The sequence below is a fragment of the Bacteroides sp. MSK.18.37 genome (assembly GCF_019129155.2).
GTDB lineage: Bacteria > Bacteroidota > Bacteroidia > Bacteroidales > Bacteroidaceae > Bacteroides > Bacteroides ovatus.
On record NZ_JAHOIB020000001.1, the window covers coordinates 1650183 to 1664200 of the forward strand.

A 14018-nucleotide genomic window follows, 5' to 3' on the forward strand; every position below is an offset into this window, starting at 1 on the left:
CTGTTATCTTTTTATTTTTATAAACTTCATTGTCTCGCTCCAGATTAGGTAGAACTGCGGTCAATCTAATCCTAAGTTAGGCAATGAAGTTTTACATTCGCATGAGTTCTCGTTCAACATCCTCTGCAGATGTATAAAAAGTCTTTGTGATTTCCATAGTCACCCAACAGAGATTATCCGCAAAATTCACTACATTTGTATTTGCTTATCTGTCAACCGGGCTAATCAAGTATTACAATTACTACACTATCCGATTGATAATATCTAACTTGAAACAAAGGTGTATATGAATACTGACTTTACAAACTTAACAACAGAAAATCTTTCTAATGAGCATTTATGCTGCATCATCCGCAGCAAAAAGTCTCATCCTGGTATTGAAGCAAAACGGCAATGGCTTTCCGACCGGCTGAATGAAGGCCATGTCTTTAGAAAGTTAAACGCCAAAGCTACGGTTTTTATTGAATATGCCCCTCTTGAAACAGCTTGGGTTCCCATCATCGGCGACAACTATTATTATCTGTATTGTTTATGGGTGTTAGGTAGTCCCCGAGGAAACGGATATGGGAAAGCATTAATAGAGTACTGTATAACTGATGCCAAAGAAAAAGGTAGATCCGGCATTTGTATGCTCGGGGCAAAAAAACAGAAGAGCTGGCTTTCCGACCAATCATTTGCAAAGAAATTTGGTTTTGAAGTGGTTGACACTACCGATAACGGATATGAATTGCTTGCTCTTTCTTTTGACGGAACAGTACCGAAGTTCGCGCCAAATGCCAAGAATCTGAAAATAGAAAGTGAGGAACTGACGATTTATTATGATATGCAATGCCCCTATATCTATAAATACATTGAAATGATCAAACAATATTGTGAAACAAATGATGTCCCTGTTTCTTTTATTCAAGTAGATACGCTACAGAAAGCAAAAGAGTTACCGTGTGTTTTTAATAATTTTGCTGTATTTTATAAAGGAAGTTTTGAGACTGTGAATTTGCCACCTATCGACTATTTAAAAAGAATACTCAAAAAATAAGAAATACAATCCTGACTTTTCCCGCTAATTATCAGGATTGTATTTTATCTGCTTCATTAAAAAGACTTCTCATTTGCCATCTTCCACATATTGAGAAAAGAGGCTTTGGTGATTTCTACGACCTTATCCCAATTCAATCGGTCGGCATGATCGGAAGGCTGGTGATAATCAGGATGCCCGTCCGTATGATACCAGATGATCGGAATACCTACTTTGGCAAACGAACCGTTATCACTTCCTCCTATCGGATTTTCCCAGGCGCGGTAATCCGGTTCCAATTGCAAACCGTATTTTCTGATATCCTCTTTCAACCAATCCCCAAAGACCGGATGGGCGGCTGTGTAGAAATAAACGACTTGTTCGGGTTGTTGAGGTTTGTTGTTACGACCAATCATGTCAAAGTTCAGATAGCCTTTGATTTGAGATAGGAAAGGACAAGTTTGTACAAAATATTTAGAGCCTAGCAGTCCTTTTTCTTCTCCATCCCAAAAAGCAAAGATTACATTTCTTTCGGGTTGCTGTCCACTGGCTAAAAAGGCTCTTGCAATTTGCAGCACTGCCGATACACCGGAAGCATTATCGTCAGCACCATTGTATATTTGGTCGCCATCGAGTGCAGGATCAATACCTAAATGGTCGAAATGCGCCCCCACAATCACATATTCTTTGGTATTTTTACCAGGAATCATTCCCAATACATTCCTCATGGAAAGCTTCTGATGAACTTCCTGTTTCAGTTTAACTATGGAATCAGGATGCACTTCCAGACGTCCTTTTTTCTGACGTTCTTTACGGTAAGCATCAAAAGGCTGGAAATAGCAGTCAGCCAAAGGTGATACTCCCATCCATTGAAGTAAGGAAACAATATACTCCGAGGTCACACGTGAACCATGAAAACCTGCCTCACGCCCTTGCAATTCATCACTAGCCAAAAAGTTGATAGTAGCTTCGGCAGAGGAACGGTTGATACTCTGCAACCCTTTTTCTACGTTAGTTTGGGCAGATAACAACAATGAAAAATTACACAAAAAAGAGAGAAGCAGAATGTTTTTCTTCATGATGTATATAAGATTTAAGAAACAATCGTCCATACTTTACTTATTTTCAACTATCCAGTTTTTATCATTCAAGATATTTCTATTACAATCATCTGCTCCCGGATTATCATTAAAAGAAATCCGATATTGCCGGGGAGGAGTCGGATAATAAATAGCAGGTTCCAGCACTTGCCCCAAGGAATCAAACAGTGTATTCAAGGCATCCTCATCCAATTGATTCGAGTGACAATAAAGATGTTCTAACAGACTTCCTTGCGGTACCATTAAACGAGTTAGCTGATTATGTTCACAACGCAATTCACTAATATTAGAGTTATCGGACAGATCAAGTTCGGTCAATTTGTTGTATGAGCAACTTAATTCCCTTAAAGAAGGGCAACATTTCAATATATCAGTAATTGATTGGAAAGCACATCCTTGTATCAATATCGCAGAAATTGAAGTCTTCTCGTTCAATTCCAGATGTGACAATACTTCATTAGAACTCAAATCAATATCGCGCAATGCCGGCAAGCTTTTAAGGGAAAGGGAAGAAAAACCATTATAAGAACAATATAAACTTTCCGCTTCCGGATGACTACCAAACTCTATTGAAGTCAATTTGGGATTAGAATAAACTTGTATAGATCGCAATCGGAAACAATCCTCAATCTCCAAATGCTCCAAATCAGCGAAACTACCGATATTAATACTTTCCACATTAGGACAGAAGGTATTCAAGTCCAATTCGCGAGTATCAGAAATGCTATTCAAAGCCAGTGATTTCATTCGCGGCATATTTCCCAAATAAAGATGACTCAAAGGAAGAAGCAAACCACTTATATCGATAAGCTGCAGCTCTTCAGCCCAAATCCTCACTTCATATAATCCTTTATTTCCATATCTATATACCACTCCGCCACTCATTGAAGAAGGATCTTCTATTTTCTGTATACGACCGTTTCCCCAATCTATCACCATTCGTCCCCCACTTGCTACAATGTCCAACTGCCGCCAGTCTCCTACAACATTCACTGTAAAGCGAATCGTGTTTTCATCTGTCAATGCCGGAAATTCAAAATCATCTCCAAACACTCTGTTATCCGTATCTTTACAGGCAGCAAGGGTAGTGAATAAGATAACCACCCACATACTCCGAACGAATAATATACTCTGTCTTTTCATCTTATATTTGAGTTAGTAACATACAAAAGTACGAAAGAAATAGATAGCATACACGATAGAATACAAATTTATAAGTAACTTTGCACAAATTTGATTCGTAACTGTTATATTGTCATGTGGATACTTATTATAAGTCTGGTGTTGCTGGGTGTCATTGCGCTGATAGCCGGAATTATCCGCAACAAAAGACTGCAAAAGAAAATAGAAAAGGGCGAACTGGACCGTATGCCGGAAGTGAAGGAAGTAGATGTGGAATGCTGCGGACAACACGAAGTATGCGAACGGGATAGCCTGCTGGCAGCTGTCAGCAAAAAGATAGAATATTACGATGACGAAGAACTGGACCAGTTCATTGGCAAGGCAGGAGATGCGTATACAGAAGAAGAAACAGAAATGTTTCGGGATGTATTGTATACGACACTGGATGTAGAAGTGGCCGGATGGGTACGTAGCCTTCAGCTCCGTGGCATTGAACTACCGGATGATCTCAAAGACGAAGTTTTTCTGATTATCGGAGAAAGAAGAAACATAGAAGTAAAAAAGGCAGATGACAGGTGATGTGATGGATTTACTACAATATACATTCTTTCAACACGCCCTATTGGGAAGTCTGCTGGCAAGCATTGCCTGTGGGATTATCGGTACATATATTGTAACCCGCCGCCTGGTATTTATCAGCGGAGGAATCACTCATGCTTCTTTCGGAGGGATCGGGTTAGGATTGTTTGCCGGAATTTCTCCGATACTCTCGGCAGCCGTATTCTCGGTATTATCTGCTTTTGGCGTCGAATGGCTTAGCAGACGGAAAGATATGCGCGAAGATTCTGCCATTGCAGTATTCTGGACGTTAGGGATGGCACTCGGAATTATGTTCAGCTTCCTGTCGCCGGGATTTGCGCCTGACTTATCAGCTTACCTCTTCGGCAATATCCTGACTATCAACCAAATTGACTTATGGATGCTCGGCATATTGGCACTGATACTGACCGGATTCTTTTATCTGTTTATCCGCCCTATCGTATATATTGCTTTTGACCGTGAGTTTGCACGTTCGCAAAAGATTCCGGTAGAGATATTCGAATATGTGTTGATGATGTTCATTGCGCTGACAATTGTAGCCTGCCTGCGTATGGTAGGCATCGTACTGGCCATTTCTCTTCTCACCATTCCACAGATGACAGCCAACTTGTTCACTTATAGTTTCAAGAAGATTATCTGGTTATCAATTGGCATCGGTTTCTTGGGCTGCCTGGGTGGATTATTTATTTCTTATCACTGGAAAGTCCCTTCGGGAGCTTCCATCATATTCTTCTCTATCCTGATTTACGCTGTTTGTAAAATCGGAAAGAGTTGTTGCAGGAAAAAGTCATAATAATAGATAGTATATGGAAATCAAAATTCAATCACTGGAAAGTATCCATGAAGCAGCCCGTGAATTTATCGCTGCTATGGGCGACAACACTGTATTTGCTTTATACGGAAAGATGGGTGCCGGCAAAACGACATTTGTCAAAGCACTCTGCGAAGAATTGGGCGTAACGGATGTTATCACTTCTCCTACTTTTGCTATTGTCAACGAATACCGTTCGGACGAAACCGGAGAGTTAATCTATCACTTCGATTTTTACCGCATCAAGAAACTAAGCGAAGTGTATGACATGGGCTACGAAGACTATTTCTACAGTGGCGCTCTCTGCTTTATCGAATGGCCGGAACTGGTAGAAGAATTACTTCCGGGAAATGCCGTAAAAGTAACGATTGAAGAACTGGAAGACGGAAATAGAGTAATCAAACTATGACCGGACAATATATCGTACAAGGAATCTTTGCGCTAGCAGGAATCGTCTCCCTGTTGGCGTCATTGCTGAACTGGGACTGGTTCTTTACAACGCGCAACGCACAAACCATTGTCCGGAATGTAGGACGCAACCGGGCAAGGCTCTTCTATGGAATACTGGGAATTATCATCATTGGAATGGCTGTATTCTTCTTTGTGGAAACACGGAAAGCCATAGGAGGATAATATGTTTTTAAGAGAATCCTTTTGTTTTCTTCCCATTTTTTACTATTTTTGTATGAAAGGAGGATAGAAAAGTGAAAACAACCAATGAATATCTTACAAAAATTCGCCAATTCAAACAACAGTTTGCCGAGAAATATGGAATTATTTCTATTGGTATTTTTGGTTCTGTTGCCCGTGGAGAGCAACATGAAGAGAGTGATTTGGATGTTTTTGTTGAACTAAAGGATCCGGACCCTTTTATTATGTTTGATATTAAAGAAGAACTGGAACGTATATGTAACTGCAAAATAGACCTCCTTCGTTTGCGTAAAAACCTCCGTTCACTTATTTCCCAAAGAATAGCAAGAGATGGAATATACGCTTAAAGAAGAAATCCAAGACAAGTTTCTCCAAATATCAGAATCAATATCTATCATTGAAGAAAGGTGTAAGAACATTCAGAACGTAGATGATTTTTTGTTATCACCTTGGGGAATGACCATCTTAGACGCATGCATCATGCGAATCCAAGTAATAGGAGAAACGATTAAGGCTGTTGACGACAAAACACAAAAGAACTTTCTTAAAGATTATCCCCAAATTCCATGGGCAAAGGTTATTGGATTAAGAAGGGATATTCAGTAAATGTTCCTCTTTCTAAAAAATCAAGAGAAAAGCTTTGCTTTACGTGAGCTTTTCTCTTGATTTTTTCGTTCAACTCTCCCAGTCTTCTATCTTTTTTGTACAATATTGTTTACATATTCTTGTTTTTTCCTTCCCACCCTTGCATTATGTACATGTCTTTTTTAGGGGAAGTTAAAACCTCTCCTGTTTTTCCTGTTATTTTAGTCAGATTATGCTGCCTTTCTTTTTTTCTTTTCGACCTTTTCTATCATACATACCGCATTGGCTGTATGTATCCCAAAGAAAATCCAAAGTACTTCCGTTTTCCTGTTTCTAGCTTTTATCCTGGCCAGTGAGTAATGTTGTTTCTGCGTTCCAAAACTTCCTTCCAGGCGGGTAGCTCTTTCACGGCTGAGTTCCGACCGTAAGATTTTCCGAAGCGGCTCATCTTTGGCAGCTCTGCCCTTACGCTTAAAGGAAGTACTTATATGATATTTTGTACAAAATTTCCGGTTGGCATTATTGGCATAGATTGAATCCGCCGCAAGCGCCTTAACCCTGACCCCGGTCAGTTGTTGTTGCAGATGAATACAGTCTTTCAAACGTACTCCTTCGTTAAAAGCCTTAAAGGAGATATGTTCTATAAAGGAGATTCCGTCTATCTGTATATTGTTGACTTTGGCTCCGAATTCAACGGATTTGGTTTCCTTGCCTCTGATAATGGGACGAAGGTAATGCCGGTCGATACTCACGATACGGTTGGACACTTTTTTGCCTGCAAATAAATTTTTCCCTTGCTCAAGGACTGTCTGTATGACCGAGAAACGTCTTTGGTAATCAGAGGATAGTGTAAGCCTGTTCCTGTAGGATGAATGAAGCTGCTCCAGCTGGTCAAGTAACTTTTCCAATAACTGAAGTAACCTTCGTGTAATCATACGAGTCTGTGATTTCTTGCGTTTACGCAGTTTGCTATAAGCAAGATAGGCACGGCGTACATCAAGATACTTGTTACGGGGACGTTGTATGTGCAAGGTCTGGCAATGTTTGCACAGATGACGATGAAGCCATACAATACCTTCCCATAAGAGTTTGGTATCAGTAGGAAAGCGCAGATGACTTTCATAACAGGTGGCATCGGTCATACAGACATGAAGGTTCTCAAGATAAGGTTTCCAATGCTCGGCAAGAATGAGCTGGAGGGACTCAATATCAAGGCGATCCGCTAGTTCCTGACGAATTGCACTGACGATTTTAGGATTGGTCAGTGGATGAAGCGGATCAATCTGAATACCACAAAATAACTGGTAATGAATATTACCGTTTAAATGCTCAATCAGTTGTGCATCGGAAAAGTTGGTATAGGACTTCAAGACCATCAAGGCTATTTTACCTTCGGGAGAAAAATAACTTTTACGCCCCAAAGGAGAGGACTTCAAATGCATTTGTCGGGCCAGTTCCGAGAAAGGGAACAGAGAATGGAGTCGACCTAATTCACTCGTTGCAAAACTTTGACGATATTTTTTAAGCATATCGAACTCGGTAAAACCTAAACAAGGTTCGATTTCTGAGATTTTTTGTATCTTTACCATGTGTTTTTATTTTTAATTCCCCCCGTTTTGGCCGTCAAACCGTTTTTGGGGGGGAATGCTTAAAGATACAAAAAAGGCAACTAACTCGCAATGAATTAGTTGCCTTAAATTTTATTATTTTAGGAATATCCCTAAGAAATATCATTTCTCATGAATATGCTAACATTGACTACGAGATTATCTGGGTAGTCATACAAAAACATCTTCCTCCTTTAAAAGAGACAGTTGAACAAATTATAAAAGACTTATCATAGTAGTTGTCGTGACTTCATCTCCAGATACTTATTAATCACATCAATCGAAAGATTCTCCGGTGTAGTTAATAAAGAATAGATTCCATGTTGTTTCAAAGTAGATACAATCAGCCGCTTCTCGTAAGCGAACTTTTCTGCAATCACGTGACGATAGTAGCTTTCCGTATCTTTTGCCGGTTGGGCGATATATTCCTTCAAATCGACATCTTCAAAAAAGACTACGAGCAAACGGTGTTGGCGGTTTAGTTGTTTCAGGTAAGATAATTGACGGTTCATTCCTCCTATGCTCGAGAAGTTAGTATATAGTACCAGCAGGCTACGCTTACTGACATGTTTGTTCAAATGAACGCAAAGAGCCGAGAAGTCCGTCTCCCCGAAAGTGGTCTGCTGGCTATAAAGACTTTCCAGCAATGTCTGCATATATCCCGGTTGCTTGGAAGCAGGCACGAAAGTATCGAAGTGTTCATCGAAAGTCACTAATCCGGCTTTATCTTCTTTCCGCATGGCAACATACGAAAGCACCAGCGAAGCATTAATTGCATAATCCAGCAAGGTCATTCCACGGAAAGCTTGCTGCATCACTCTACCTTTATCGATCACATTATAAATCTGCTGTGAACGTTCGTCTTGGTACACATTCACCATAAGTTCATGCCGGCGGGCACTTGCTTTCCAGTTAATCGTACGGTAATCATCCCCCTTTACATACTCTTTAATCTGCTCAAACTCCGTATGATGCCCAACCCGGCGAATACGTTTTATTCCCAATTCTGTCAGATTATCACTTATTGCCAGCAATTCATATTGATGGAGCATCAGATATGACGGGTACACTTTGATATCCAAAGGTTCTGCACAAGTATAGCGCCGGGATATAAAGCCGATTTTTCCGGTCACAAAAACTCTGATATGACCGAAAGAGTAAACGCCACGATGAGTAGGTCGAAGACGATAGGTAACTGTTTTTCCCTCGTTTGCTCCAAGCTTCACCTGAAAGTCGACATCACGTTTCTGAAAGATAAAAGGGATCTCATCTATGATTTCTAAAGATACAGGATGCGGATAACTACTTTCTACTCGAATACTTACTTCATTTTCGTCGCCATTAGAGAAACGGTCGGCACACTGACGGAAAGCACGGATTCCACGAATACGATAAAGAGAATATACGTCTGCCAGTACCACCAAAAGCAAGACAAAGAGTGCCCACTGCCCGATAACAAAGAACGGAGCAAAAACATATCCGCTACCCAACAACAGGATAACCAGGACAAGGGCAATATAGAAACGACGAGTTAGAAACAAATGATTTATGAATTATAATTTATGATTTATAATTTCTTCAACTTACAATTTACAATTTACGTACAGTTTATAATTTACGATTTATGATTTCTTCGATTTATGTTATGAATAGGGTCAGACATCCAACGCGCAGCCCAAATCATAAATCAGAATTCATAAATCATAAATCTTTTCATTTCGGGACTTCCACTTTATCAATTAAGCGTTGTGTCACTTTCACCGGTGAATAGCCTTCCATTTCAGCTTCCGCAGTCAGGATCAGACGGTGCTGAAGTACATAAGGAGCTACAAACTTGATATCTTCCGGTGTCACAAAATCACGTCCCTGCAAAAGAGCATACGCTTTCGACGATTGCAGCATGGCTACAGATGCACGTGGAGAAGCTCCCAAATATACAGCTTTACTGGTACGGGTCTGCTGCACAATCAATGCGATATATTGGAGCAACGTGCGGTCTACAAATACCTGATTCATAAAAGCACGGAGCGACAACAGTTCTTCTTTGGTAATAGCGGGAGTAATGTCGTCCAACTTCACCAATGCGGCATTGGTATGATGACGTTCCAAGATATTCACTTCCTCTTCCAATGAAGGATAATCCATCGTTATCTTCATCAGAAAACGGTCGAGTTGTGCTTCGGGAAGTTTGTATGTTCCCTCCTGCTCTACCGGATTCTGGGTAGCCAAAATCGTATAAAGATCTCCCATCCGGTGAGTCGTTCCATCAATACTGATCTGGCGCTCTCCCATTACCTCAAACAAGGCAGCCTGTGTCTTGGCAGGAGCACGGTTGATTTCATCGACCAATACAATATCCGCAAAAATCGGTCCCTGATGAAAATCAAAACCATTCGTTTTCATATTAAACACAGTCGTACCTAATACGTCACTCGGCATTAAATCCGGAGTGAACTGAACACGACTGAAGTCTGCATCAATCAGACGAGCTGTCAGACGGGCCAACAGTGTCTTCGCAACTCCCGGAACACCTTCTATCAATACGTGTCCATTCGCCAAAATTGCCGTCAGTACCAAATCCACTGTCTGCTCCTGCCCTACTATGACGGAAGCAATCCGGTCTTTCAACTCTTGTATCTTCTCGGAAAAGAGAGTTAAATCTACTCGCTGTTCTGTATTCTCTTCCATAAATTTCTTCTTTAGATATGATTGATTATTTCATTCATTTTATCGATATATACCTTCATCTGCTCCGCATCAATAACACGTCCTCCGTAAATCACGGGTCTGACTTCGCGGATAAATTTAGCAATCTCTCCGGCATCCATTCCGGTTTTTCGGGCAATCCGGTGGAAAGAGCGTTCATCGTCGGCCACTTCTTCAATATCCACTTGAATCTCTCTCCGCAGTTCTTCGGCTAAATAGGAAAACTTCTTGCGAACTAAATCCGCATGGTCTTTCTTCTGAAAGTAAAGCGTACCTATCAGTTCGGTAAATTCAAGAGATTTATTGGCCGGCTCGTGAATAACAGGGATCACCCGTTGCCGCCTCTTCGCTGTGAATATCATAAAGAGCAGGATGGTAATCATCGTCAGATACAAAGCCGAACGAAGCGGTTCATGTGCAAGAAAATAACGGAAAGGTGATTGCTGCACCTGTGCAGTTTCTTTCATGTACCCCTCCATGCGAACGATAGGAAGCTTCCCCATCTGCGACAACAAACGGAAGATATAGGTTGCATTTTTGCCGTCCAACATTCCGTAATTGGTAAAAATCAAAGGAGTGGAAACTAAAATAACTTCTCCTTTCCCCCACCGACGGGACATCGCTACAGGCATATAAACAAGACTATCCGTTGTCAACGAGTCCACCTCTGTTTCATACCGGAACTCATTCGACTCAAAAACTCTTTGCGCCAACACCCTTTCCGGAAGTGAATCTCCCCAAAAATAAGAGGAGCACAACTGGGGATAAAAATAGAAAGTCTGACGGGGATAAACCGTCGAATCTCCTATCCAATGCAAGCTATCTTTTTTCAAAAATGAAGTTGCATATTTCTTCAAAGCCATCGGACTGAAGTAAGAATAGTAAGACCTGAACTGCAAGGTATCTTCCAAATATCTGCCGAACAAGGTACTCACCAACATGATCTTATCTCCGCGTTCCGCCATTTTCAACAGAGCGTTTACATCGACGTCCGACAATCGCAAATTATCAGAGATAACCAATATACCTTTGCGTTGCGTCGTATCTTCCTGCTCCAATTGATAGAGACTCTTCCTCGAAAAAGTGTACCCCTGTGGCAAAGAAGAAGACAACACACTATCGAACACTGCACATCCGAAAGGTTGCTCGTCATGATGTCCGAAAGTGGGCTTCCACACAAAATTCTTCGGCAAATGATATTCTATTGCAAACATGATGAATAGAAAAGCGACAATAAAGACAATGAACCAGCGACTTCCTTTCATGAAACGCCTCCTTTCCCTATTTCTTCCTGCAAGGCCTGCATTACCCGGAAGAGTTCTTCCGTTGCCTCAAAGTTGCCATAACGTACCCGCAGGAAATGATTGGTCAGTTGCCTGAAAGCCGGTAGCCGGACTTCATTGATATACTGGGTAGGCGTTTTATAAAGTTGCCAGTCAATACGTTCAGCGTCACTAAGTTGTTTCAAAGTTTGCAGATAGAGCAAACGTACTGCTTCCCGGTAATTCTGACGGGAAAGCGCTTCCGCAATCCCTCCCGGAAAATCTACTCCGTAAATGGTGTCTTCTTCAACTGTATAAGGCAACGCATTTTTATGCGAGACCATAAACAATTCCGGACGTTTCCGATAGACGAACCAAACAATCAGCAACAAAAGAAGGATGGCAATACATACCAGGATAAGCCCTGAATACTCTTCAGCAAAACGACTGCCGAATATCTTACGCATCAATTCCCCAAACTGTCTGCTGATCCACTCAAAGATATTCATCTCCGGAGTAATCAGTTCACGGTTATAGTTGTATGCCGGATCAGACTGCCAGAGGGCAATCTGCGCCGTATCACAGACTAATGTATCAGCCGGGGAAGTGAGATTCATTTAGTTGAGGTCTGTTTTAGAGTTTGTCAAAATTATCAATATCACTTTCTACCGTTATGCTGTCTACCACTTCCGATGCATGACCGTACTGATAAACCAGACCGACAATACTAAATATAGCCGACAAGTAAGAACCATACAACATTAGGATAGAGAACAAATATTGTGCGAAGTTCAGTCCGACCGATGAAGAGGTTGCACCTCCGTCACTCATAGTAAAGATCATTTTCACAATATAGATTACATACCATGGTATAGAAACAATTGTCTGCAATACGCTGGCAATGAGTCCCATTACAATTAATATCAGAAAAATTCCACCCCAGGTTGCGAATCCCAACCGGAATGTCTTTGCAAATGCCTCGCTCAACGAAATGTCTTCAAATAAGTAGATGGGAGACATTAATACCAAAGGTATCATAAATGCGAATAAAAGCGGAATGGTCAGAATGAGTGTGAAAGGTGTTAACACAGCCAATAGAACAACAAGGATCACCGCAAAGAGGAACAAGAAGCCACAAGCAATCCCCATCAGAAACAGCCTCTTGACATTACGGAGCAGCAACGGTTTTATATCGCCAAATACAATTCCGTTCAGGCGTTCTTCCCGTTCATTGTACAATCGCACCATCGCATAAATCAGGGAAGTCAACAGCAAACCTCCCAAGCATAAGAAGAAGATTACTCCCGCATAATTCAATGCAAATGAGGGTCCCAGGGCAGCTAACGGATTCTCACCTATTCCTCCTGAAGTCTGCATGGCACTAAGATCTGTCATACTTCCCATTAAACCACTAAAGTTAGCAGCCTGAATTAAGCATATAGGGAGTATCAGATAAGTTGAATACTTAAACAATTGTTTCCAATTCTCTTTTATAAAATCAAAAGAAGCGTTCAACTTCTCACCGAAAGGACGTTTCACATACATCGCAATCTTAGGTTTCTGTGATTCCATGTTTTTTTCTATTTGGTAAATAAATATAGTAGAATATAATAAATGCCAGAGAAGTGAGTATCACACCGAGCCTCAACATATCGGGAAGTTCTGTGTGACGGGTAATAAAACCTTCTATAAAGCCTGCCATAATAAATACCGGAACAGTGCCGATCACTATTTTCAAGCCTCGCTTCGCTCCTCTTCTGAAAGATTCCAATCGTGAATACGTGCCGGGAAACAACCAACCGTTGCCTAAAGCTAATCCGGCGGCGCCGGCCACGATGATCGCCCAAATCTCAAGCGTCCCGTGTAGCCAGATAGCAAGACTGGACTCCCATAACAAATCGTGCTGATAAAAGAATGTTTGAAAAGCTCCCACCATGATGCCATTGGAAAGAAGCATATATCCTGTACCGAAACTGGTCAGCAATCCCATGGCAAAACAGTTGAAAGATACCATCACGTTATTAAGCGTAATGCCTAGAAACATCGGTACTTCAGAAGAGCCGTTATACACGGCCATCGGCTCACCATTGGCTATATTGTCGAGTGTCATATCTACATAACCGTTTCCTAATATCAGCCGGACAAAATCCGGATCATTCGCTGCTGATAATACACCGATTAATGCACTGGCTACAAAAATCAGAAAGGAAGTCAGTAATTCGCGGCGTGCATCGTGCATGGTTCGTGCCACTTCCTGTGTCCAAAAGGTTATAATGCGTGTCCACTTCTCTCGTTTATTCCGATAAATCTCGTTATGTAACGCTGAAACCAGATTATTCAAATAAATAGTAATACGGGAAGTCGGGAAATGTGTTTGAGCAAATGCCAGGTCAGCTGTCAAGTCCGTATATGCATCGGCCAGTTGATCGGGAGACAGACTTGCCGCCTGCTCCACAACCTTCTCTGTCTCCTTCCATTTTTCAATGTTCCGACGAATAAACGTTACTTCTTTCATGCTTTTCAATAGATTTCGGATAAGTTTTGTCCGAAACCGGAAGC

General features: G+C 41.3%; 17 protein-coding genes. 8 read left to right on the forward strand and 9 right to left on the reverse strand.

The window, feature by feature from the left end:
• Positions 1–286 precede the first annotated feature (286 nt).
• Positions 287–1036 carry an N-acetyltransferase gene (locus tag KSX81_RS06910; RefSeq protein WP_217726139.1) on the forward strand — a complete coding sequence of 250 codons (750 nt, stop codon included), beginning with the start codon at positions 287–289 and terminating at the stop codon, positions 1034–1036.
• A gap of 56 nt (positions 1037–1092) precedes the next feature.
• On the opposite strand, the gene KSX81_RS06915 is transcribed toward KSX81_RS06910, so the two are convergent.
• Both KSX81_RS06915 and KSX81_RS06920 read right to left on the reverse strand, forming a co-directional pair.
• Positions 1093–2094: a M28 family metallopeptidase gene (locus KSX81_RS06915; RefSeq protein ID WP_217726140.1), complete on the reverse strand. Its 1002-nt coding sequence runs from the start codon at positions 2092–2094 to the stop codon at positions 1093–1095.
• A gap of 36 nt (positions 2095–2130) precedes the next feature.
• Positions 2131–3258, reverse strand: coding sequence for a leucine-rich repeat domain-containing protein (locus KSX81_RS06920; RefSeq protein WP_004323465.1), 1128 nt, complete (start codon positions 3256–3258; stop codon positions 2131–2133).
• A gap of 114 nt (positions 3259–3372) precedes the next feature.
• Here KSX81_RS06920 and KSX81_RS06925 point away from each other — a divergent pair, with 114 nt between their 5' ends.
• The 6 genes from KSX81_RS06925 (at position 3373) to KSX81_RS06950 (ending at position 5905) form a co-directional block, all read left to right on the forward strand.
• Positions 3373–3816, forward strand: a complete 444-nt coding sequence (locus KSX81_RS06925; protein WP_004299271.1) for a hypothetical protein — start codon at positions 3373–3375, stop codon at positions 3814–3816.
• Between the two features lie 4 nt (positions 3817–3820).
• On the forward strand, positions 3821–4630 hold the full coding sequence (locus KSX81_RS06930; RefSeq protein WP_004307944.1) for a metal ABC transporter permease: 810 nt from the start codon (positions 3821–3823) through the stop codon (positions 4628–4630).
• Positions 4631–4643: 13 nt separating this feature from the next.
• Entirely contained in the window at positions 4644–5057 is a 414-nt protein-coding gene (tsaE, locus tag KSX81_RS06935) for a tRNA (adenosine(37)-N6)-threonylcarbamoyltransferase complex ATPase subunit type 1 TsaE (protein ID WP_004299267.1), read from the forward strand.
• Complete coding sequence (locus tag KSX81_RS06940; RefSeq protein ID WP_004299265.1) at positions 5054–5281, forward strand: immunity 17 family protein; 228 nt, start codon at positions 5054–5056, stop codon at positions 5279–5281. The genes tsaE and KSX81_RS06940 overlap by 4 nt, the downstream gene beginning before the upstream one ends.
• A gap of 71 nt (positions 5282–5352) precedes the next feature.
• Positions 5353–5646, forward strand: coding sequence for a nucleotidyltransferase family protein (locus KSX81_RS06945; protein ID WP_004299263.1), 294 nt, complete (start codon positions 5353–5355; stop codon positions 5644–5646).
• Entirely contained in the window at positions 5630–5905 is a 276-nt protein-coding gene (locus tag KSX81_RS06950) for a HepT-like ribonuclease domain-containing protein (RefSeq protein WP_254884279.1), read from the forward strand. Before KSX81_RS06945 ends, KSX81_RS06950 begins: the two co-directional genes overlap by 17 nt.
• A gap of 209 nt (positions 5906–6114) precedes the next feature.
• Here KSX81_RS06950 and KSX81_RS06955 read toward each other — a convergent pair whose 3' ends face one another.
• Positions 6115–7473 (reverse strand): transposase, encoded by a 1359-nt coding sequence (locus tag KSX81_RS06955; protein WP_217726205.1) that lies wholly within the window; start codon positions 7471–7473, stop codon positions 6115–6117.
• A 176-nt stretch (positions 7474–7649) separates the two neighbouring features.
• On the opposite strand from KSX81_RS06955, the gene KSX81_RS29095 reads away from it, so the two are divergent.
• Positions 7650–7727 carry a hypothetical protein gene (locus KSX81_RS29095; protein WP_254888186.1) on the forward strand — a complete coding sequence of 26 codons (78 nt, stop codon included), beginning with the start codon at positions 7650–7652 and terminating at the stop codon, positions 7725–7727.
• Here KSX81_RS29095 and KSX81_RS06965 read toward each other — a convergent pair.
• The 6 genes from KSX81_RS06965 to KSX81_RS06990 all read right to left on the reverse strand — a co-directional run bounded on the left by KSX81_RS06965 (position 7722) and on the right by KSX81_RS06990 (position 13974).
• On the reverse strand, positions 7722–9032 hold the full coding sequence (locus KSX81_RS06965; RefSeq protein ID WP_004299260.1) for a DUF58 domain-containing protein: 1311 nt from the start codon (positions 9030–9032) through the stop codon (positions 7722–7724). The two genes, KSX81_RS29095 and KSX81_RS06965, sit on opposite strands and share 6 nt — an antisense overlap.
• 172 nt (positions 9033–9204) lie before the next feature.
• Positions 9205–10179 carry an AAA family ATPase gene (locus tag KSX81_RS06970; protein WP_004299258.1) on the reverse strand — a complete coding sequence of 325 codons (975 nt, stop codon included), beginning with the start codon at positions 10177–10179 and terminating at the stop codon, positions 9205–9207.
• 11 nt (positions 10180–10190) lie between these two features.
• Positions 10191–11462, reverse strand: a complete 1272-nt coding sequence (locus KSX81_RS06975; RefSeq protein WP_004299257.1) for a DUF4350 domain-containing protein — start codon at positions 11460–11462, stop codon at positions 10191–10193.
• A complete protein-coding gene (locus KSX81_RS06980) occupies positions 11459–12076 on the reverse strand; it encodes a DUF4129 domain-containing protein (RefSeq protein ID WP_004299255.1) in 618 nt (205 codons plus the stop codon). Before KSX81_RS06980 ends, KSX81_RS06975 begins: the two co-directional genes overlap by 4 nt.
• Before the next feature lie 16 nt (positions 12077–12092).
• Positions 12093–13031, reverse strand: a complete 939-nt coding sequence (locus KSX81_RS06985; RefSeq protein ID WP_004299254.1) for a hypothetical protein — start codon at positions 13029–13031, stop codon at positions 12093–12095.
• Complete coding sequence (locus tag KSX81_RS06990; protein ID WP_217725783.1) at positions 13012–13974, reverse strand: stage II sporulation protein M; 963 nt, start codon at positions 13972–13974, stop codon at positions 13012–13014. The genes KSX81_RS06985 and KSX81_RS06990 overlap by 20 nt, the downstream gene beginning before the upstream one ends.
• Positions 13975–14018 lie beyond the last annotated feature (44 nt).